Source organism: Oceanibaculum pacificum, assembly GCF_001618175.1.
GTDB lineage: Bacteria > Pseudomonadota > Alphaproteobacteria > Oceanibaculales > Oceanibaculaceae > Oceanibaculum > Oceanibaculum pacificum.
The window spans coordinates 1-20,163 of the sequence record NZ_LPXN01000143.1 but is presented as its reverse complement, the minus strand read 5'-3'; the positions used below and the strand labels follow the sequence as shown (position 1 = coordinate 20,163).

At 66.6% G+C, this 20,163-nt stretch carries 12 protein-coding genes; 7 read left to right on the top strand and 5 right to left on the bottom strand.

Features of this window, described 5'->3' with window-relative positions:
• Positions 1-42: 42 nt before the first annotated feature.
• The 3 genes from AUP43_RS15225 to putA all read left to right on the top strand — a co-directional run bounded on the left by AUP43_RS15225 (position 43) and on the right by putA (position 6,339).
• Positions 43-1,125 carry a D-TA family PLP-dependent enzyme gene (locus AUP43_RS15225; RefSeq protein WP_067558958.1) on the top strand — a complete coding sequence of 361 codons (1,083 nt, stop codon included), beginning with the start codon at positions 43-45 and terminating at the stop codon, positions 1,123-1,125.
• A 13-nt stretch (positions 1,126-1,138) separates the two neighbouring features.
• On the top strand, positions 1,139-2,260 hold the full coding sequence (locus AUP43_RS15220; protein ID WP_067558954.1) for an amidohydrolase/deacetylase family metallohydrolase: 1,122 nt from the start codon (positions 1,139-1,141) through the stop codon (positions 2,258-2,260).
• Between the two features lie 194 nt (positions 2,261-2,454).
• The gene (putA, locus tag AUP43_RS15215) at positions 2,455-6,339 is read left to right on the top strand and encodes a trifunctional transcriptional regulator/proline dehydrogenase/L-glutamate gamma-semialdehyde dehydrogenase (protein WP_067558952.1); all 3,885 of its coding nucleotides are present in this window, start codon (positions 2,455-2,457) and stop codon (positions 6,337-6,339) included.
• Here putA and pepN read toward each other — a convergent pair.
• The 5 genes from pepN to AUP43_RS15190 form a co-directional block, all read right to left on the bottom strand.
• Positions 6,336-8,999: an aminopeptidase N gene (pepN, locus tag AUP43_RS15210; RefSeq protein ID WP_084462844.1), complete on the bottom strand. Its 2,664-nt coding sequence runs from the start codon at positions 8,997-8,999 to the stop codon at positions 6,336-6,338. The genes putA and pepN overlap by 4 nt on opposite strands.
• 87 nt (positions 9,000-9,086) lie before the next feature.
• Positions 9,087-10,058, bottom strand: a complete 972-nt coding sequence (locus tag AUP43_RS15205; RefSeq protein ID WP_067558949.1) for a CgeB family protein — start codon at positions 10,056-10,058, stop codon at positions 9,087-9,089.
• The gene (locus AUP43_RS15200; protein ID WP_067558944.1) at positions 10,055-12,493 is read right to left on the bottom strand and encodes a glycosyltransferase family protein; all 2,439 of its coding nucleotides are present in this window, start codon (positions 12,491-12,493) and stop codon (positions 10,055-10,057) included. The genes AUP43_RS15205 and AUP43_RS15200 overlap by 4 nt, the downstream gene beginning before the upstream one ends.
• Before the next feature lie 11 nt (positions 12,494-12,504).
• Positions 12,505-13,590 (bottom strand): glycosyltransferase, encoded by a 1,086-nt coding sequence (locus AUP43_RS15195; RefSeq protein WP_067558942.1) that lies wholly within the window; start codon positions 13,588-13,590, stop codon positions 12,505-12,507.
• Positions 13,591-13,668: 78 nt separating this feature from the next.
• Entirely contained in the window at positions 13,669-14,556 is an 888-nt protein-coding gene (locus tag AUP43_RS15190) for a LysR family transcriptional regulator (RefSeq protein ID WP_198154930.1), read from the bottom strand.
• Between the two features lie 178 nt (positions 14,557-14,734).
• On the opposite strand from AUP43_RS15190, the gene galE reads away from it, so the two are divergent.
• Genes galE through AUP43_RS15170 form a run of 4 tightly spaced genes read left to right on the top strand, consistent with a single transcriptional unit; the run spans position 14,735 to position 20,103 of the window.
• Positions 14,735-15,724 (top strand): UDP-glucose 4-epimerase GalE, encoded by a 990-nt coding sequence (gene galE / locus AUP43_RS15185; RefSeq protein ID WP_084462843.1) that lies wholly within the window; start codon positions 14,735-14,737, stop codon positions 15,722-15,724.
• A 23-nt stretch (positions 15,725-15,747) separates the two neighbouring features.
• Positions 15,748-17,451: an alkaline phosphatase family protein gene (locus AUP43_RS15180; RefSeq protein WP_067558936.1), complete on the top strand. Its 1,704-nt coding sequence runs from the start codon at positions 15,748-15,750 to the stop codon at positions 17,449-17,451.
• 46 nt (positions 17,452-17,497) lie between these two features.
• On the top strand, positions 17,498-18,646 hold the full coding sequence (locus AUP43_RS15175; RefSeq protein ID WP_067558933.1) for a GNAT family N-acetyltransferase/peptidase C39 family protein: 1,149 nt from the start codon (positions 17,498-17,500) through the stop codon (positions 18,644-18,646).
• On the top strand, positions 18,643-20,103 hold the full coding sequence (locus AUP43_RS15170) for a RimK family protein (RefSeq protein ID WP_067558930.1): 1,461 nt from the start codon (positions 18,643-18,645) through the stop codon (positions 20,101-20,103). Before AUP43_RS15175 ends, AUP43_RS15170 begins: the two co-directional genes overlap by 4 nt.
• Positions 20,104-20,163 lie beyond the last annotated feature (60 nt).

Below are 20,163 nucleotides of genomic sequence, written 5' to 3'. Positions count from 1 at the left end.
TCTCCCCTTCCGGGGCGAGGGAGGAAAAGAAGTGGAACCGTCATGAGCATCGAAGCCCTGAAACGCGAAATCGCCCTGAACTACTCCACCCCGGCCGTGGTCATCGACCTCGACGTTGTGGAGCGCAACATCGCCCGCGTGCAGGCGCTGTGCGATGCGGCGGGGGTCGGCAACCGGCCGCATATCAAGACGCATAAGAGCCCTGTCCTGGCGGCCATGCAGCGCGCCGCCGGGGCGTCCGGCATCACCTGCCAGAAGCTGGGCGAGGCCGAGGTGATGGCCGATGGCGGGCAGGACGACATCTTCATCAGCTACAATCTGCTGGGCGAGGAGAAGATCGGCCGGCTGGGCAAGCTGTTGCAGCGGATCACGATCCGCGTTGCCGCCGATAATCCCGTGGTGGTGGCCGGCCTGCCGGCCGCTGCCGAGATTGCCGGGCGGACGCTCGACGTGCTGGTGGAATGCGACACCGGCCGCAAGCGCTCCGGCGTCGAGACAGTGGCCGAGGCGGTGGCGCTGGCGAAGGACATCGCCTCCCGCCCGGGCCTGAACTTCGCCGGCTTCATGCTCTATCCGCCCGAGGATGCGATGGCGGAGACCCAGGCCTTCCTCGACCAGGCGACGGCCGGCGTGCGCGAAGCCGGGCTGGATGTTGGTATCGTGTCCTCCGGCGGCACGCCGAACCTGATCAATCTGGGCAAGATCAAGGGGGCGACCGAGCATCGCGCCGGCACCTGCATCTTCAACGACCGCATGACCATGGCCTGCGGGGCGGCGACGCTGGAGGATTGCGCGGTCACGGTCTACGCCACGGTGGTGAGCCGGGCAGGGGCGGAACGCGGTATCCTCGATTCCGGCTCCAAGACGCTGACCAACGACAAGGGCGGGCTGGACGGCTTCGGGCTGATTCTGGAGCATCCGAAGGCGCGGATCGAGAAATTCGCCGAGGAGCATGGCTTCCTCGACCTCGCGGGCTGCAATGTGCGGCCGGGCGTCGGCGATGTTGTGCGCATCGTGCCGAACCATGTCTGCGTCGTCTCCAACATGGTCGACCGTTTCGTCACCGTCCGCGGCGACAGGCTGATCGGCGAATTGCCGGTCGCGGCGCGCGGCAAGCTGAGCTGAGAGGGGCGGGACCATGCATGATCTGGTGCTGACCGGCGGCCGGGTGATCGACCCGGCGCAGGGCATCGACAAGGTAACCGACGTGGCCTTTACGGGTGGCAAGGTGGCCGCCATCGGTGACGGTCTGGCGGGCACGGAAAGCTGGAATGTTTCCGGCAAGATCGTCACGCCCGGCCTGATCGATCTGCACACCCATGTCTATTATGGCGGTACCTCGCTGGGCGTCGATCCCGACGCCTATGCCCGAAAATCCGGCTGCACGACGCTGATCGATGCCGGCTCGGCCGGGCCGGGCAACATACTGGGCTTCCGCAAGCACATCATCGAGCGGTCGGAAGTGCGCATCCTGCCGCTGATCAACATCTCCTATCCCGGCATCTTCGCCTTCTCGCTGAATGTGATGTTCGGCGAGAACGAGAATCTGCGCCTCATCAATTCGCCCGAATGCCTGAAGGCGGCGCGCGAGCATGCCGATCTGGTCTGCGGCATCAAGGTGCGCGTTGGGCGCACCACCAGCGGCCCGATGGCCATCGCCCCGCTCGACATGGCGCTGGAGGTGGCGGACCATGCCGGCCTGCCGGTCATGGTGCATCTGGATTCGCCGCCGCCCTATCGCAGCGAGGTGATGCCCCGGCTGCGCAAGGGCGACATCCTCACCCATTGCTTCCGGCCCTTCCCGAACAGCCCGGTCGCCGGCGACAAGCGCATCCATGACGATGTGCTGGAAGCGCGGGCGCGCGGCGTGATCTTCGATATCGGCCATGGCAAGGGCAGCTTCGGCTTCGAGACCGCCATGGGCATGATGAAGCAGGGCTTCCTGCCCGATGTGCTGTCCAGTGACGTGCATATCCTGTCGGAGAAGGGCCCGGCCTTCGACCAGCTCAACGTCATGTCGAAATTCCTGGCCATGGGTCTGCCCCTGGCCGAGGTGATTCGCGCCAGCACCATCAACCCGGCGCTCGCCGTCGGCAAGGCCGATCGCGGCACGCTGAAGCCCGGCCTGCTGGGCGACGCCACCATCCTGTCGCTGGAAGACGGCGCCTTCAGCTTCACCGACTCCACCGGCGAAAGCGTCTCCGGCCGGCAGATGCTCCGCTGCGAGGGTATCGTCCTGGGCGGGAAATGGTGGGCTTGATTCCACTTCTCTTCCGTCATTGTCGGGCTTGACCTGACCATCCATTGACCGAGCGATTGGCGCGGACGGATGGACCCTCGGGACAAGCCCGAGGGTGACGAGGAGAGGGGTGGGATATCTTCCAGAATCCGGTTGCGCCTTTATCGTCGCAACCGTAACGTCTTCCCAGGTGCAACCTGTTCGGGAGACGGGGCATGTCCAGCGGCAAGAATGCGTCCACCACCATCGGCGTCAAAGTCGACGAGCGGTTGCGTAACCGGCTGAAGGCGGTGGCGGAGCGGGTGGGGCGGTCGCCGCATTGGCTGATCAAGCAGTCGCTGCTCTCCACCGTCGAGCATATCGAGCGCGGCGGCGGGCTGGCCGAGATACTGGGCGAGGAGGGCGCCGAGCTGGAGATGGTCGAGGCGGCCGAGGAAGCGGCGCTGACGCCGTTCCTGGAATTCGCCCAGACGGTGCAGCCGCAAAGCGTGCTGCGCGCCAAGGTCACCGCGGCCTATCGCCGGCCGGAGCCGGAATGCCTGCCGCTGCTGCTGAGCCAGGCGGCGCTGCCGAAGCCCGTGACCGAGCAGGCCAAATCCCTCGCCCGCACGTTGGTCGAGGCGCTGCGCGAGAAGATGCATGGCGGCGGCGTCGAGGCGCTGATCCACGAATATTCGCTGTCCAGCCAGGAAGGCGTGGCGCTGATGTGTCTGGCGGAAGCGCTGCTGCGCATCCCCGACCGGGCGACGCGCGACGCGTTGATCCGCGACAAGATCGGCGTCGGCGACTGGGAGGCGCATATCGGCCACAGCCCATCGCTGTTCGTGAATGCCGCCACCTGGGGTCTGCTGGTCACCGGCAAGCTGACTGGTACAAGCAGCGAATCCAGCCTGTCCTCGGCGCTGACCCGGATCATCGGCAAGGGCGGGGAGCCGCTGATCCGCAAGGGCGTCGACATCGCCATGCGGATGATGGGCGAGCAGTTCGTCACCGGCCAGACCATCGCGGAGGCGCTGGCCAACAGCCGGAAATACGAATCGCGTGGCTTCCGCTATTCATACGACATGCTGGGCGAGGCGGCGACCACGGCGGCGGATGCCGACCGTTATTACCGCGACTATGAGCAGGCGATCCACGCCATCGGCAAGGCGGCGGGCAGGCGCGGCATCTATGAGGGGCCGGGCATCTCGGTGAAGCTGTCGGCGCTGCATCCGCGCTATTCGCGCAGCCAGTACGAGCGCATGACAAGCGAGCTGCTGCCGCGTCTGAAGACTCTGGTGCTGCTGGCGAAGCAGTACGATATCGGCCTGAACATCGATGCGGAGGAGGCCGACCGGCTGGAAATCTCCCTCGATCTGCTGGAATCGCTCTGCTTCGACCCGGACCTTGCCGGCTGGAACGGCATCGGCTTCGTCATTCAGGCCTATCAGAAGCGCGCGCCCTTCGTGATCGATTATGTGATCGACCTGGCGCGGCGCAGCGGCCACCGGCTGATGATCCGGCTGGTGAAGGGGGCCTATTGGGACGGCGAAATCAAGCGCGCCCAGCAGGACGGGCTGGAAGGCTTTCCGGTCTATACCCGCAAGCTCTACACCGACGTGTCCTATATCGCCTGCGCGCGCAAGCTGCTGGCAGCGCCCGACGCGGTCTACCCGCAATTCGCCACGCACAACGCCCATACGCTGGCGACCATCTATCACATGGCCGGGGCGAATTATTACGCCGGCCAGTACGAGTTCCAGTGCCTGCATGGCATGGGTGAGCCGCTCTATGACGAGGTGGTCGGCCACAACAAGCTGAACCGGCCCTGTCGCATCTATGCGCCGGTCGGCACACACGAGACGCTGTTGGCCTATCTGGTGCGCCGCCTGCTGGAGAATGGGGCCAACACCTCCTTCGTGAACCGCATCGCCGACCGCTCCATCCCGGTGGACGATCTGATCGCCGATCCGGTGGGGCAGGCCGGCGCGATCAGGCCGGTCGGCGCGCCGCACCCGAAGATCGTTCTGCCGCGCGACCTGTTCCAGCCGGAGCGCCCGAACGCCGCAGGGCTGGATTTGTCGAACGAGCAGCGCCTGGCCTCCCTGTCCGGCGCTTTGCTGGCGGGGGCGGAGATGATCTACACCGCAACCCCGTTGCTGGCCGACGGGCCGGCGGAGGGGGCCGCACGGCAGATCCGCAACCCGGCCAATCACCGCGATATAGTCGGCACTACGCAGGATGCGACGCCGGAGATCGCCGCCGCCGCGATGGGCCATGCGGTCGCCCATGCGCCGATCTGGCAATCCACCCCGCCGGAAGAGCGCGCGGCCTGTCTGGCCCGTGCCGCCGACCTGATGGAGGCACGCATGCCGGCCCTGCTGGGGCTGATCGTGCGCGAGGCCGGCAAGTCGCTGCCCAACGCCGTGGGCGAGGTGCGCGAGGCGGTGGATTTCCTGCGCTATTACGCCGCGCAAGTGCGCGAACGTTTCTCCAACGATACGCACCGTCCGCTGGGGCCGGTGGTGTGCATCAGCCCCTGGAACTTCCCGATGGCGATCTTCACCGGCCAGGTGGCCGCCGCGCTGGCGGCCGGCAACACGGTGCTGGCCAAGCCGGCGGAGGAGACGCCGCTGATCGCCGCCCAGGCAGTCTCCCTGCTGCATGAGGCTGGGGTGCCGGCCGGGGCGCTGCAATTGCTGCCGGGCGATGGCGCCGTGGGCGCGGCGCTGGTTGCGGACTCCCGCACGGCCGGGGTCATGTTCACCGGCTCCACCGAGGTGGCGCGGCTGATCCGCGCGACCCTGGCCGACAGGCTGAACGCCGATGGCAAGCCGATCCCGCTGATCGCCGAAACCGGCGGGCAAAACGCGCTGATTGTCGACAGTTCCGCCTTGCCGGAGCAGGTGGTGATGGACGTGCTGATGTCGGCCTTCGATTCCGCGGGCCAGCGCTGCTCCGCCCTGCGCGTGCTGTGCCTGCAGGAGGAGATCGCCGACCGCGTGCTGACCATGCTGAAGGGCGCGCTGGCGGAACTGTCCATCGGCAATCCCGACCGGCTGTCGGTCGATGTCGGCCCGGTCATTACCGAGGAGGCGCGGGCCACCATCCAGGCGCATGTCGAGGCGATGCGGCAGGCGGGCCGCAAGGTGGAGCAGGCGGCTCTGCCGCCGGGCGCGCGCAACGGCACTTTCGTCGTCCCGACGCTGATCGAGATCGACAGCCTGGCGGAACTGAAGCGCGAGGTGTTCGGCCCGGTCCTGCATGTGCTGCGCTATCGCCGCCCGAAGCTGAAGGCGCTGATCGAGGCGGTGAACGCCACCGGCTATGGCCTGACCTTCGGCGTGCACAGTCGCATCGACGAGACAATCCAGAGGCTGACCGCCCAGGTCGAGGCCGGCAACATCTATGTGAACCGCAACCTGATCGGTGCTGTGGTCGGCGTGCAGCCCTTCGGCGGGCGCGGCCTGTCCGGCACCGGGCCGAAGGCGGGCGGGCCGCTCTACCTGCACCGGCTGCTGTCCAAGCGCCCGGCGGAAAAGCCGGTCGATCTGGCGGGCATCGCGCCCGCGCCGGCCATCGCCTATCGCGACTGGTTGGCGGCGGCGGGCCGGGACGCGGCAGGGGCGCGGGTCGATGCCTATCTCGCGGCCAGCCTGGTCGGCGCCTCGGTCGAACTGCCCGGCCCGGTCGGCGAGCGCAATGTCTACAGCTTGCGACCGCGTGGCGCGATTGCCTGCCAGGCGCAGACCGAGGCGGAGTTGCTGGCGCAAATCGGCGCGGCGCTGGCCACCGGCAACAAGGCGGTGGTCTCAATCGGTCAAGCCGGCCTGCTTGCCGATCTGCCGCAGGCGGTGAAGCTGTATGTCGAGAGCGTCGAGGATGCCGCCAAGGCCGATGTCGCGGCGCTGCTGTTCGAGGGCGACAGCGACGCCCTGCAAGCGCGGAATCGCGCGCTGGCCGACCGGCCAGGCGCGCTGGTCCCGGTCTATGGCGTCACGGCGGCGGATGTCGCCGCCGGACGCGACGATTACCCGCTGCATCTGCTGGTCGAGGAACAATCCGTCTCCATCAACACTGCCGCCGCCGGCGGCAATGCCAGCCTGATGACCATCGGCTAGCCCGCCAGGCTCTTGGAGGCGATTTCGTAGACATCCTTGGACAGGCCGGGGGCGGCCAGCACACGCTCGATCTCGGCCTTCAGCAGCGCCTGGCGGGCGGCGTCGAAGCGCCGCCAGCGGGCGAAGGGGGAGAACAGGCGAGAGGCGACCTGCGGGTTCATCGAATCCAGCGCGATCACCTGATCGGCAATGAAGCGATAGCCTGCCCCGTCCGCCGCATGAAAGCCGGTCGGGTTGCCGGCCGCGAACGCCCCCAGCAGGGAGCGCACCTTGTTCGGGTTCTTCAGGCTGAAGGCCGGGTCGCCCATCAGCGCCTTTACGCGCGACAGCGTGTCCGGCCGCTTCGACATCGCCTGGATGGAGAACCATTTATCCATCACCAGGGCATTGCCGCGCCAGCGTTCGTGGAAAGCGGCCAGCGCGCGGTCGCCGGCGGCGTCGGTGCTGTCGCCCAGGCAGACCAGGGCGGCGACGCTGTCGGTCATCACCTGCGCCGACTGGAACTGCGCCTCGGCCAGGGCCAGCCCGTCCGCATCCAGCCCGGCCAGATAGCCCAGCAGCAAATTGCGCAAGGCGCGCTTGCCGATGGCGGGGCCGTCGAGCTGCACGCCCCGCACCGCCATGGCGTGATAGATCGTCGTCATTTCCGGCTTCAGCCGTTCGGCCAGCACACGCCGCAGATGCTCGCGCGCGGCGTGGATGCCGTCGACATCGATGGTCGCCATGGATTCGCCAAGGTCGCCTTCCGACGGCAGTGCCAGCGCCTGGGCGCGAAAGGCGGGGTCCACGCCCTCGTCGGTCAGCACGCGGCGGAAGGCGTCGACGAAGCTGTCCGCCACCGCCATTTCCCGCCCGGCCGACCGGGCGGCGACCATGTCCAGCATCAGCCGACGGGCTAGCGCCTGGCCGGCTTCCCAGCGATTGAACTCGTCGCTGTCATTGGCCATCAGGAAGGTGAGGTCGTCGGCGCTGTAGCCCGCCTCCAGCTTCACCGGGGCGGAGAAGCCACGGAACAGCGAGGGGATCGGCGCTTCCTCCACACCGACGAAGGTGAAGGATTGCCGTGTCTCGGTCACCCGCAGAACACGGTCGGTACCCTGGGCGGCGTTCTCGCCGTCGAGCTGCAAGGGCAGGTCGGCCTTGGAGACGCTGCCGACCAGCCCCATCGCCATCGGCAGCAGCGCCGGCTGCTTTTCCGGCTGGCCGGGCGTCGGCGGCACGGTCTGCTCGATGGTCAGCGTATAGGTCTTGGCGGCGGCATCGTAATGGCCCCGCGCGGTGACGTGCGGCGTGCCGGCCTGCTCGTACCAGCGCCGGAACTGCGTCAGGTCGACGCCGTTGGCGTCCTCCATCGCGACGCAGAAATCCTCGCAGGTCACCGCCTGGCCGTCATGGCGCTGGAAATAGAGGTCCATACCCTTGCGGAAGCCTTCCGCGCCCAGCAGCGTGTGGTACATGCGCACCACCTCCGCGCCCTTCTCATAGACGGTGGCGGTGTAGAAATTATTAATCTCGATATAGGAATCGGGCCGCACCGGATGCGCCATCGGCCCGGCATCCTCGGGGAACTGGGCGGCGCGCAAGCCACGCACATCCTGGATGCGCTTCACCGAGCGGGCATTCATGTCGGCCGAGAATTCCTGGTCGCGGAAGACCGTCAACCCTTCCTTCAGGCTCAACTGAAACCAGTCGCGGCAGGTGACGCGATTGCCGGTCCAATTGTGGAAATACTCATGGGCGATGATGCCCTCGATGAGCTGGTAGTCGGTGTCGGTCGCGGTGTCGGGCTTGGCCAGCACGTATTTGGCGTTGAAGACGTTCAGCCCCTTATTCTCCATCGCGCCCATGTTGAAGTCGCCGACCGCGACGATCATGAAGATGTCGAGATCGTACTCCAGGCCGAACACCTCCTCGTCCCAGCGCATCGACTTCTTCAGCGACTCCATGGCGTGGCCGCATTTATCCTCGTTTCCCGGCTCGACATAGATGCGCAGATCGACCGTGCGGCCCGAGGCGGTGACGAAACTGTCCTTCACCGGCGCCAATTGTCCGGCGACCAGCGCGAACAGATAGGCCGGCTTGCGGAACGGATCTTCCCACTTCGCCCAGTGCCGGCCATCCGGCAGGTCGCCTTCGCCGACCGGATTGCCGTTCGACAGCAGCACCGGGCAGGAGGCCTTGTCGGCCTCGATGGTGGTGGTGAACAAGGCCATATTGTCCGGCCGGTCGATGAAATAGGCGATGCGGCGAAAGCCCTCTGCCTCGCACTGGGTGCAATACATCGAGCCGGATTTGTACAGCCCTTCCAGCGCGGTGTTCTTCTCCGGATGGATGCGGGTGCGGATTTCCAGCAAGGCGCGGTCCGGCACCTCCTCCACCACCATGCGCTCGGGCTGAACGACATAGCGGCAGGGCGGCACATCCTCGCCGTCCATCTTCAGATAGATCAGCGTCTGATCCTGCCCGTCCAGCACCAGCGGCGCGTTGGCGGCGCGATCCGGATTGCCGACCACCGCCAGCGTCGCGGTCACGATGGTTTCGCCGTCGCGGATATCGACATGCAGGTCGATCCGGTCCACCCGGTAGTCCGGCGGCGTGTAATCCGCGCGCCGGATCACCGTGGGTTCGGTCGGCATCGGGCTCTGGTCGAGACGATCCATGGGGATCTCCGGGGGGTGGTGATGGGGGTTGGTGATCGGATACTGGGCTTAACGCGGGACGGCGGATGCGTCAAATATGGGGAAGGCTCAGCGGAACGCCAGTTCGACGATGCGCCGGGCCCGTGCATCGTAGCCATGCTCCGCCAGCGCACGGCGCTGCGCATTGCGGCCGAGCGTCAGGCTGTAGTCGCGGTCCCGCAGCAGGCGTTCCCATTGCGCGGCAAAGGATTCCGCATCGTCGGCCAGCAGGATTTCCGTTTCCGGCTCGAAGTAATCCAGGATTTCCAGCCCCTCGGCGACCATGATCTGCGCCGCCCCGGCAAATGCCGCCTCGAAGGTGCGCGGCCCAGGCGTGGAGGGGCGGATGGCGAAGCGCCGGTTGGCGAGATTCTGGTCGCGGCCGATATTCACCACGCCCAGCGCGGTGGCATACAGATCCGGCAGCACCGCGTTGGGTACCGTCATCGCCACCGCGCCCTCGATGCCGGCATGCTCCCAGCCGGTGCCGACGACCGACATCTCGGCCCCCATCGCCTTCGCATAGGGGGCCAATGCGCCGAAGAACCGGCCGCGATTGTCGAAGCGATGGCCGCAGAAGAACATATCCGGCCCGCCGCGAGAGGCGACCGGGCGCAGATGCGTGGCCGCGCACCCGGCCAGGGGCAGATGGTGCACCGGCAGGCTTGGCGGATAGAAATCCAGGCTCGCCCGGTCGTTGGTGAAAACGATATCGGCCAGATCGTATATCCGGGCGTTCATGTCGAACTCATATGGGTCGTCATGCAGCCAGAAACCCAGCACGGCGCCTTGGTGCCTGGCCTCCTCGGCGATCAGCCCGAAATCCGCGCCATCGAGCATGATGGAGCCGAACACCAGCACCATATCCGGCTTCAGTTCCCGCGCTGTCCGCAAGCTATCCTCGTAGGAGGAAACGGCGATGATCGCATCGGGAAAGGCCTGGCGGAAACCAGAGCCGACATAATACCGAAGGCTGGCGTTGGCGTTCAGCGAATCGGGGCTGCCGCTCATGATCAGCAGCTTGAAATTCCGGCGTTTCATGCGGGGCGAATCCTGGCGGCGATCTGGCGCAGCTTGTTGCGAGCCATGCGAAGGGCGAAACCCATCCCGTCGGTGCGCGCCACGGCGACGAAGCGGCGCGCCAGGAAGCCTATGCCGCGCCCGCCCGCAAGCAAATTGAAGCCATAAAGGCCGCGCTGCGTCCAGGTCGGGCTGTCCAGGAAAACGCCATACTCCGCCAGCGACAGCAGGCGGCGGGTTTCCGCCGCCGCACCGGCCGGCAGTGTCGGCAATGTCGCATGGATCGCCTCCAGCGCGGCGACGAAGCCATCGGCGTCGATGCCGGCCTGCGTCGGCAGATTGCCGCGCAGCCGTTCCAGGGACGCCCGGTCCTGCATCAGCGACAGCAGGATGTCCGTCACCCCGGCCGCATCGTCGATCTCCACCAGAAAGCCAGTCTCGCCGGTCGTCACCCGCTCGGCCTGCGCGCCGATATTGGTGACGATGGGCACCAGCCCGGCCATCTGCGCCTCCGACAGCGTAATGCCGTAGGTCTCCGGCCAGGTGGACAGGAAAAGCATGACGTCGCAGGCTGCCAGCGCCGCCGGCACCGTGCCGCCCTGGAAGGTGCCGTGCAGCGTTACCGCGCTGCCCGCATGCTTTTCCAGAAGCGGCAGAAACTCCGGATCGACGCGGCCGAAAATATGAAACTCGATCGGCTGGCCCTGGCAGCGCTCGATCACCTGGAGGATGGTCTCGGCCCCCTTCTGCCGGCCGAAATTGCCCAGATGCGCCACCTTCAGCGGCCCTGCCGGGCGGGCGGCGGGCCGCGCCGGCACAGTATTGACCGGCGGTAACAGCAGGCGGGTGCGCGATGCGGTTTCCGGAAAGAACATCTGCAGCAACGCGGCGCTGGCGGGAGAGCCGGCCAGCACGACATCGATGGCCTTCATGCTGTCGCGCATGAAGCGCCGGCGGCGGGCCTGGCTGCCCGGCTCCAGCCCCTGGGTCTGCTTCAGGCAGATATCGCAGGTCGCCGGCGGGCGCTGGTCGATGCCGCAATAGCGGCCGGTCGGCCCCAGCAGGTTGAAGCGGTCGCAGATCGGGAAATAATCGTGCAGCGAATAGAGCGTCGTCGCCCCCATCGCCTTGGCGATGATCGGCAGCGAGGGCGGGAAGCCGAGCAGATGGTTGAACTGCACCCTCTCGAACCGGTATTCGGCCAGCAGCTTCTGGAAGAAGATTTCCAGCTCAGGATGAGTCAGCAGCGCCGCGGAATAGGGCGCGGCCAGGGTAATGCTGTCGCGCAGGGCGAGGTCGCGGTCATAGAGCAGGAATCGGCGGCCGTCGCCCTTACTGGTGTCGGGCACCAATATCCAGGGCTCGATGCTGCCGATCCGGGCGCGGATCGCCTCCAGATAGGTTTCCGCCCCGCCGAACCGGCCCTGCTGGACGATATTGTGCGCGACGAACAGCACACGCGGCTGTCGTCGGGCGGGCATCGGGGCCGGCAATGGCGTCTCCAGCGCCGCGACCCGATCCAGGATCGCCGTCACCCGGTGCCGGTAAAGATGGGCCTGGCCGACATGCGTCTGGGCGGCCTGGGCGATAGTTTGCCGCCGGTCGTCGTCGGCGAGCGCGGCGTCGATCTGCGCCAGGCATTCCTCGACCGACTGGAACCCCAGATAATGCGCCCCTTCGGTGAACAGGCTGGCCGCCGCACTCGTGGTCTCGGCATCCACGATCTGGCAGGAGCCGGCCAGCGCCACCTCGAAGAAGCGCGGCCCCGGCGTATCGCTGGCGGTTTCGGGGTCGGCCTCGGAGGTGGAGAATTTACGCGGCAAGGTGAGGGTGATGCGGCTTGCATTGGCAAGCCGGCAGAAATCGCCGATGGACACGCCTGGCGTAAACTCGAACCCGTCGCGCAAAGCCTCGATATGCGGGTCCAGCGCCGGATTGGTGACCAGCACGAACTTGCAGCGCAGATCGGGTCGACGCTGCTTCAACTCGCGCAGGAATTTCAGCCGGTTGGGCCAGGCTGTGCCGGCGAAGAACACATCGTAGCGCGGCGCGCGATGGCCGATGGGAAAGCGGTTGCGCAGCGGATCGCCAGCCAGGGGCAGGTGAATGCCGCGCTTGTCGTAATAGGCGGCGCTGGTTCCGTCATTGGTGAAGACCAGGTCGAACTGCCGGGAAAGCGCCAGATTCACCCCGCGCTCATACGGGTCCTCGGTGAACCAGACGATCTTGCGGGGAATAAGCTCCAGCAGCCGGGCGATGATGGGATTGCGCGCTTCCTCCCCGTCGAAGGCGAACAGCAGGTCGAAGGGCCGGGCCAAAGCCAGCGGCACGGCATCGGCATATTCGGCCCAGACGGCTTCGCTGACACGCGGATCGGCGCTCAGCGCGTCGAACACGCCGCGGGCGATATAGCGATTGGGATTAAACGGTTTGGTATCGATGAACAGGACGCGCATGCACGGAAATCTTACCTTTTACCCATCAGCCTTTTGATGAGACGCACGCCCCAGCGCATCGGGGCGGTTATCTTCCAGCTCGTCGAGGCATGGAGCATCGCAATTCTTTGATTCAGCTCCAGAAGCTGTGCCTGCACAGTCTCCAACTCGCCCGTCAGCCTGTCGATGACAGGCCGCAGGCCGGCCGCCTCCGCCTCCGCCACATGGGCTTTCGCCCTGGCTTCGTCGAGAGCCGCGCGCAGCGCCGGTGCTGCCCGTTCCTCGATCAGCCTGCCGGGCACGATCGGCGTCGAGGCGCCGGCCAGATTGACCAGAAGGCCCAAATCCATTTTTCCCGCATCCAGATCGCGCCGCAGCAGCTCGTTGCGGATCGACACGTCGAAGCGGGCATGGTCGACCGCGCCGCGCTCCATGCTGCTATTGGCGTAAGTCTCCGTCTTTGCAGCCTCGCGGTGGTGCCAGAAGGCCAACCTTTCCGGCAGCACGGCGATGTCGTAACGGCGCAGGAAACGCAGGTTGAAATCCCAGTCGCCCAGCACCCGCAGCGTATCGCGATAGGGGCCCACAGCCTCCAGCGCCGCGCGCTCGAACAGAAACGATATTGGCGGGAACATGTTGCGCACCGCCATCTGCGACAGCGGCACCGCCTGCAGGTCGGTGTTGAAGTCTTCCTGCCGCACCAGGCTCACGGTGTCTTCCTCGATCGCTTCCCGCACCAGCACCGTATGGCAGATCGCGCCGGCCACCGGCGGCTGGCTTTCCGCCAGCAAAGCGGTCATGCGCTCCAGGAACGCCGGATGCCAGCTATCGTCATCGTCGTGAATCACCAGGTATTTGCTGGCGCTGGCGGCGATGCCCTTGTTCGACGCCGCCTCCATGCCCAGCGATTGGGGATTGTCGACGCGGATCAACCGCCCCTCATAGGCGCTCTCATGGACCGCGAGCAGGGCATCGACAGTGGCGGGGTCGCCGCCATCATTGACGATGACATGCACCCAATCGCGATAATGCTGCGACAAAACGCTGTCGATGGCGCGGCGCAGCAGGATCGGACGGTCCTTGGTGCGGGTGATGATGGCGACGGCTGGTTCTGACATAAGCTCGGCAGGTAATGGGCCTGGTGAATTTCAGGCACACTGTGCCGGGCATCCTTCCTCGTCAAGTCGGCAGCCGCCTCACGCCGCCGCCAATTGCCCCATATCGCCCTTCAGCAGGTCGATGAAGGACCGCGCCGGCTCGGAGAGTGGGCGCAGCGAGGGGTAGGCGACCAGAACCTGGACCGGGACGCGCGGCCGCAGCGGGCGCACGGTCAGCCGGCCCGAACCGCTGTTGGGGGCGCTACGCGCCGCCAAGGCATCGACCAGGGCAACGCCGCTGCCCTGCGCGGCCAGCGCGCAGGCGATGCCGGCGGAGCCGACCTCGATATCCACGCGGCGCTTGCGCCCGGATTTCCGAAACATCTCGTCAAGCTGTGCGCCGATGCCGGCCTCGCTGCCGGGACCGATGACAGGCACCTCGGCCAGATCCTTCGGCTCGATCTGCTCATGGCTGGCCAGGGCGTGGCCGTCCTTCATCACGCAGACCATCTCGGTCACCGTCATCTCCTCGACGCCGGCGGAGGCAGCGCTGAACGGGCCGAACATCAGGGCCAGATCGACCTGCCCCTTGCCGAGCTGCTCGCCGATGGAGCCGGTCTCGACCTCGCTTAGTATCACCTTCACGCCGGGATTCGAATTGCGGAACAAGGCTGTCGCCCGGGGCGCCACGGAGGCGCAGAGAGAGGCCGACGCGGCCACCCGCAAAATCCCGCTATGGCCATGTCGCAGCTCCTTCACGAAGCGCCGCAGGCCGCCAATATCCTGAAAGATGCGGTCGACCTCGGGGAACAGCTCCTCGGCTTCCCGGGTCGGCACAAGCCGGCCTTTCACGCGTTGAAACAGCCGCATGCCCATCTGGGTCTCTGTCTGCCGCAGCATCTTGCTGACCGCCGGCTGGGACACTTCCAGCATCCGGGCCGCATCGGTAATGCCCTGGCAGCGCATGACCGCCCAAAAAACTTCCAACTGACGAAAATTCATCGCCGTCACTTTCCGTAGTTCCAACGGTGACGCCGCAAAGGCATGCAACCGTTAACGATAGTCTCTAGAGTGAAAACCGATCTCACTGGTAAAGGTTCCCGCGTGCCGTGTGGGGCAGGCGTCGGTTCCATCACGGTTCGGAGACGGAAGGACGGGGAAAGGCTTGAGCGAGACCTGCATTTTGGTAACCGGCGGGGCCGGCTATATCGGCGCGCAGATGGCCCTCGCGCTGGCCGATGCCGGTTATCGGCCGATCCTTCTGGACGATTTCTCCACTGGCCACCGGCGCACGCCACCTGGCCTGCCGGTGATCGAGGGCGACATCGCCGACGCGGGCGTGGTCGATACGCTGCTGGCCGCGCACCGGCCGGCCGGCATCCTGCATTTCGCCGCCTTCAGCCAGGCCGGTCAGTCGGTGCGGGAGCCGGCGCTCTATTACCAGCGCAATGTCGTGCGCAGCCTGGCCTTGCTCGATGCCGTGCGCCGCGCGCCCGCGATGCCCGCCTTCGTATTCTCCTCCACCGCCGCCGTCTATGGCGAGCCCCGGGCAGTGCCGATCCCGGAGGATCATCCGTGCCGACCGGTCAATCCCTATGGCGCCACCAAGCTGGCGGTGGAAGGCGCGCTGGCGGCCTATGGCGATGCCTATGGGCTGCGCTGGGCGGCGCTGCGCTATTTCAACGCCGCCGGGGCCGATCCGCAGGGCCGCGCCGGCGAATGTCACGATCCGGAGACGCATCTGATACCGCTGGCCCTGCAGGCGGCGGCCAGCGGTACGCCGCTGACGCTGTTCGGCCGCGATTACGACACGCCGGACGGCACCTGCCTGCGCGATTACGTGCATGTCGCCGATCTGTGTCGCGCGCATCTGCTGGCATTGGAGGCGCTGCTGCGCGGGGAGCCGGTTGGCGCGGTCAATCTGGGCGGCGGCGAGGGCCGGTCGGTGCTGGAGGTGATCGCCGCCGTGGAACGCGCGACCGGCCTGCCCGTGCCGGTGCAGGACGGCCCGCGACGGCCGGGCGACCCGGCCCGCCTCGTCGCCGATGTGGCAAGGGCGCGCGGAATACTGGGCTGGGAACCGGCGCTGAGCGACCTAGATACAATGATCCGCCACGCCTGGGCCTGGGAGCGGAAGCGCCGGGGCCCGGCCTGACCTTTTACCCCACGGTCCGGATCATGGGTTCACGCGCCTTCGCGACATATCTGCTGGTGGCGGCCGTCCTCTCGGCGCTGGTCGCCCTGCCGTTCCGCCTGCCGCCGGACCATCCGTTGAACCTGCTGTCTTTTTCCATCGAGGCGGTGGCGGCGTTGGCGCTGCTGGCGCTGGTGCCGGCGTTGCGCGAAAGGCCCGCGGCCCGGCACGCGGCCGCCGCGCTGATGGCGCTGATCTGCTTCGTGGCGCTGGGCGATCTGATGACGCGCCTGGCGCTGTCGCGACCGCTGAATCTGGCGCTTGACCTGCGGCTTCTGCCCTCGGTGGCCGATCTGGCGCTGGGTGGCCTGGGGCCGGCGCTCGGCATGCTGGCGCTGCTGGTGGTGGGGCTGTTGCCGGTGTTGGCCTATGGGCTGACGCTGGCGGCGGGGGCTGCGGTCCAGCGCCTCGGCCGTCACACCGGCGGCCGCATCGCCGCTGTGACGGCGGTGCTGCTGGTCGGCGGGCTGCATCTGGTGCAGGAGCAGAGCCCCGGCCTGTTCCACCGCTTCTGGCCCAGCTCCGTCGATGCCGGGCGCACGCTGACCGCGCAATGGCAGCAATATCGCGAAGTGCGGGCCAGCGCCCCCTTGTTCCGCGCCGCCGGGCAGCAGGATGCTCTGGCCGTCATACCGCCGGACAAGCTGCTGGCCGGGCTGGACGGGGCGGACGTCATGGTCGCCTTCGTCGAATCCTACGGCGAGAGCACGCTGAGCCTGCCGGCCTTCCGCCCGACCATGCAGCGCCGGCTGGACAGCTTCGCCCGAACGGTGGAGCAGAGCGGCCTGCACGCCATGTCCGGCTGGATCGTCTCCGCCACATCGGGCGGTCAATCCTGGCTGGCGCATTCCACCCTGCTGTCGGGCATGCTGATCGACAGCCAGTTCCGCTACGATCTGCTGGTCGGCAGCGAGCGGCGGACGCTGGCACATTATTTCGCCAAGGCCGGGTATCGCACGGTCGATATCCAGCCGGCCATCGTGAAACCCTGGCCGGCCGGCGATTTCTTCGGCTTCGATGCGATCTACCAGGCCGGCGACCTGGGCTATGAAGGCTCGCCCTTCGGCTGGGTGACAATGCCCGACCAATTCACCCTGTCCCGCCTGCAGGCGCTGGAGCGCGCGGCGCCGGCCGGTGAAGCGCCCGGCCGCGCGCCGCTCTTCGCGCATCTGGCGCTGATCAGCAGCCACGCCCCCTTCACCCCGCTCGCGCCGATCCTGCCCGACTGGTCGGCGCTGGGCGACGGCAGCGCGTTCGACGCGGTAGAGCAGATCGGCCAGCCGTCGGAGGATGTCTGGCGCGATATCGGCCTGCTGCGCGACCATTACATCCGCGCCATCGATTATTCGCTGACGGCGCTGGAGGGCTACGCCGCCCGCCATGTCGACGACCGCACGCTTCTGGTCGTCCTCGGCGACCACCAGCCGCTGCCGATGCTGGCCGGCAAGGATGCTGGCCAGGCGGTGCCGGTGCATGTGCTGAGCGGCGATCCGGCGCTGCTGAAGCCGTTCGCCGAACTGGGCTTCGTGCGCGGCATGGCGCCGCGCCCGGACGGTTCGCGCTTGAAGATGGAAGCGTTCAGGGATTTCTTCGTAGCCAGCTTCAGCGATATCGACAGGCCGCTGCTGGCCGAGCGAAAGCCGGCGCCGCTGGCCGACGGACTGGACGCCAAGACCCGTTCCAATTAGAAAACTCGTAGACGCCATCGTCACGGGATAACCGAAAAACGCTATTGTGACCGCTCTTCCCGCCGCCTCTCCCACCCCGACGCCGCCCGCGATCCGCCCGGCGACGACGCAGGATATCGACGCCCTGCTGGCGCTGGAGAACCGGACCTTCGAGACCGACCGGCTGACCCGTCGCAATTTCCAGTATCTGCTTACCCGCGCCCACGCCGCCTGCCTGATCGCCGAGCGCGACGGGCGGATGCTGGGCTATGTGCTGGTGCTGTTCCGGCGCGGTACTTCGCTGGCGCGGCTTTATTCCCTGGCGGTGGCGGCCGAGGGGCGCGGCCTGGGCGTCGGCCGGTTGCTGCTGGAAGCGGCCGAGCAGGCGGCCGAGGAAAACGACGCCTGGCTGATGCGCCTGGAAGTGCGGCCCGACAATGCGCCGGCGATCCGGCTGTATGAAAGCGCCGGCTATCATTCCTTCGGCCGTTATCTGGATTATTACGAGGATCATATGGAGGCGCTGCGCTACGAGAAGCGCCTGCGTCCGCATGTGACCCCGCCGGAGCCGCGCATCTCCTACTACAGCCAGACCACTGACTTCACGTGCGGGCCGGCCGCGCTGATGATGGCCATGGCGGCGCTGGACCCGGCGACGCCGATGGGCCCGCGTCTGGAACTCCAGCTCTGGCGCGAGGCGACGACCATCTTCATGACCACCGGGCCGGGCGGGTGCGGCCCCTACGGCATGGCGCTGGCGGCGCATCGGCGCGGATTCAGGACCGACCTCTATGTGAATAACGAGGCGCCGTTCTTCGTGCATACCGTGCGCAACGAGGAAAAGCGGCGCGTCTTGCAGCGAGTATCGCAGGATTTCCAGGAACAGCTGGCCGAGAGCGACATCGAGATCCACCGTCGCGCCCTGACGGTGCAGGAAATGACCGACCTGATCGACCAGGGCGCCATGCCGATCGTGCTGATCAGCCTGTTCCGCATGTATCGCGAGCATGTGCCGCACTGGGTTGTCGTGCACGCACATGACAGCCGCTTCGTCTACGCGCATGATCCGCTGGTCGACCCCGACCATCTGGAACTGATCTCCGACAAGGCCAATATGCCGATCCCGAAGAGCGAATTCGACCGCATGGCGCGGTTCGGGCGGAACGGACTGCGCGCCGCCCTGGTTATCCGTCGGCGGGAGCAGAAAGCCACATGAGCGATTGGGTCGTCGTCGTCGATAAGCGCAGCGATTTCACCGGGATCGAGGATGACCGCTCGATCCTGCGGACCCGCGAATATATCGCCAAGCCGGACATGCTGAAACCGCATGCGCCGAAGATCATCAACCTGTCGCGCAGCTACGCCTATCTGTCGGAAGGCTATTACACCTCGCTGCTGGCCGAGGCGCGCAACCACCGCGTCCTGCCGATGGTCGACACCATCCTGCAACTGCGCCAGCGCAGCCTCTACGCCGGCGAAATCGCCGATCTGGAGGATGAGCTGAACCGACGGATCAAACGGCTGGTGAACCCGCCCACCGAATCCTTCCGGCTGCTGATCGCTTTCGGCTATCCCTATGACGGTCGCTTCCAGGCCTTCGCCCGGCATGTGTTCGACCGGTTCCGCTGCCCGCTGCTGGAGTTGCGGGTGCGGTATGGCGACTGGCTGAAGATCACCAGCATCCGCGTCGTCGCCATCGACGAGCTGAGCGACGACCAGCACATCCTGTTCAACTGGGCGCTGGATCAATATACCCGCGCCGGCTGGCGCCAGCCCAAGACCAAGATTCCGGCCAAATACACCATGGCGGTGCTGCACAATCCAAAGGAGGAGCTGCCGCCCTCCGATCCTTCGTCGCTGAAAAAGCTGATCCGCGTCGCCGAGGGCATGGGCGTGGATGTCGAGCTGATCGAGAAGAAGGATTATCTGCGCCTCGCCGAGTATGACGCGCTGTTCATCCGCGAGACCACGACGATCGAGAACCACACCTTCCGCTTCGCCAAGCGCGCCGAGGTGGAGGGCATGCCGGTGATCGACGATCCCACCTCCATCCTGCGCTGCACCAACAAGGTCTATCTGGCGGAGTTGCTGAAGGCGAACAAGGTGCCGACGCCGAAGACCATCGTGGTCAATGCGCTGAAATCCTTGGAGGAGCTGGAGGCCGAGCTGACCTACCCAATGGTGCTGAAGATCCCCGACGGATCGTTCAGCCGCGGCGTGCACAAGGTCGGCGACCGCGCCGAGCTGAAGAAGATCAGCCGCGAGTTGCTGGAGGAATCCGACCTGATCCTGGCCCAGGAATTCATGCCGACCGATTACGACTGGCGCGTCGGCGTGCTGGATGGCGAGCCGCTGTTCGTCTGCCAGTATCTGATGGCCAAGCAGCATTGGCAGATCGTGAAGCATAATGCCGACGGCCCGGCCACCCATGGCGGTTTCAAGAGCTTTGCCATCGAGCAGGCGCCGCCCTTGGTGGTCGAGACCGCGGTGAAGGCCGCCCGGCTGATCGGCAGCGGCCTCTATGGCGTCGATCTGAAACAGAATGAGCGCGGCGTGTTCGTCATCGAGATCAACGACAACCCCAATCTCGACACCGGCGTCGAGGATTCCGCCCTGAAGGACGAACTCTGGAAGCGCCTGGTCGGCTGGTTCCTGAAACGGCTGGAGGCGTGAGCCGAGTGTGCCGCCCTGCCCTTCGAGACGCCTCTTCGAGGCTCCTCAGGGCGAGGTCAT

Bases quoted from the DNA above. Each gene is read 5' to 3' on its own strand.
- AUP43_RS15225 (WP_067558958.1), top strand. From the start codon at position 43: ATGAGCATCGAAGCCCTGAAACGCGAAATCGCCCTGAACTACTCCACC.
- AUP43_RS15220 (WP_067558954.1), top strand. From the start codon at position 1,139: ATGCATGATCTGGTGCTGACCGGCGGCCGGGTGATCGACCCGGCGCAG.
- putA (WP_067558952.1), top strand. From the start codon at position 2,455: ATGTCCAGCGGCAAGAATGCGTCCACCACCATCGGCGTCAAAGTCGAC.
- pepN (WP_084462844.1), bottom strand. From the start codon at position 8,999: ATGGATCGTCTCGACCAGAGCCCGATGCCGACCGAACCCACGGTGATC.
- AUP43_RS15205 (WP_067558949.1), bottom strand. From the start codon at position 10,058: ATGAAACGCCGGAATTTCAAGCTGCTGATCATGAGCGGCAGCCCCGAT.
- AUP43_RS15200 (WP_067558944.1), bottom strand. From the start codon at position 12,493: ATGCGCGTCCTGTTCATCGATACCAAACCGTTTAATCCCAATCGCTAT.
- AUP43_RS15195 (WP_067558942.1), bottom strand. From the start codon at position 13,590: ATGTCAGAACCAGCCGTCGCCATCATCACCCGCACCAAGGACCGTCCG.
- AUP43_RS15180 (WP_067558936.1), top strand. From the start codon at position 15,748: ATGGGTTCACGCGCCTTCGCGACATATCTGCTGGTGGCGGCCGTCCTC.
- AUP43_RS15170 (WP_067558930.1), top strand. From the start codon at position 18,643: ATGAGCGATTGGGTCGTCGTCGTCGATAAGCGCAGCGATTTCACCGGG.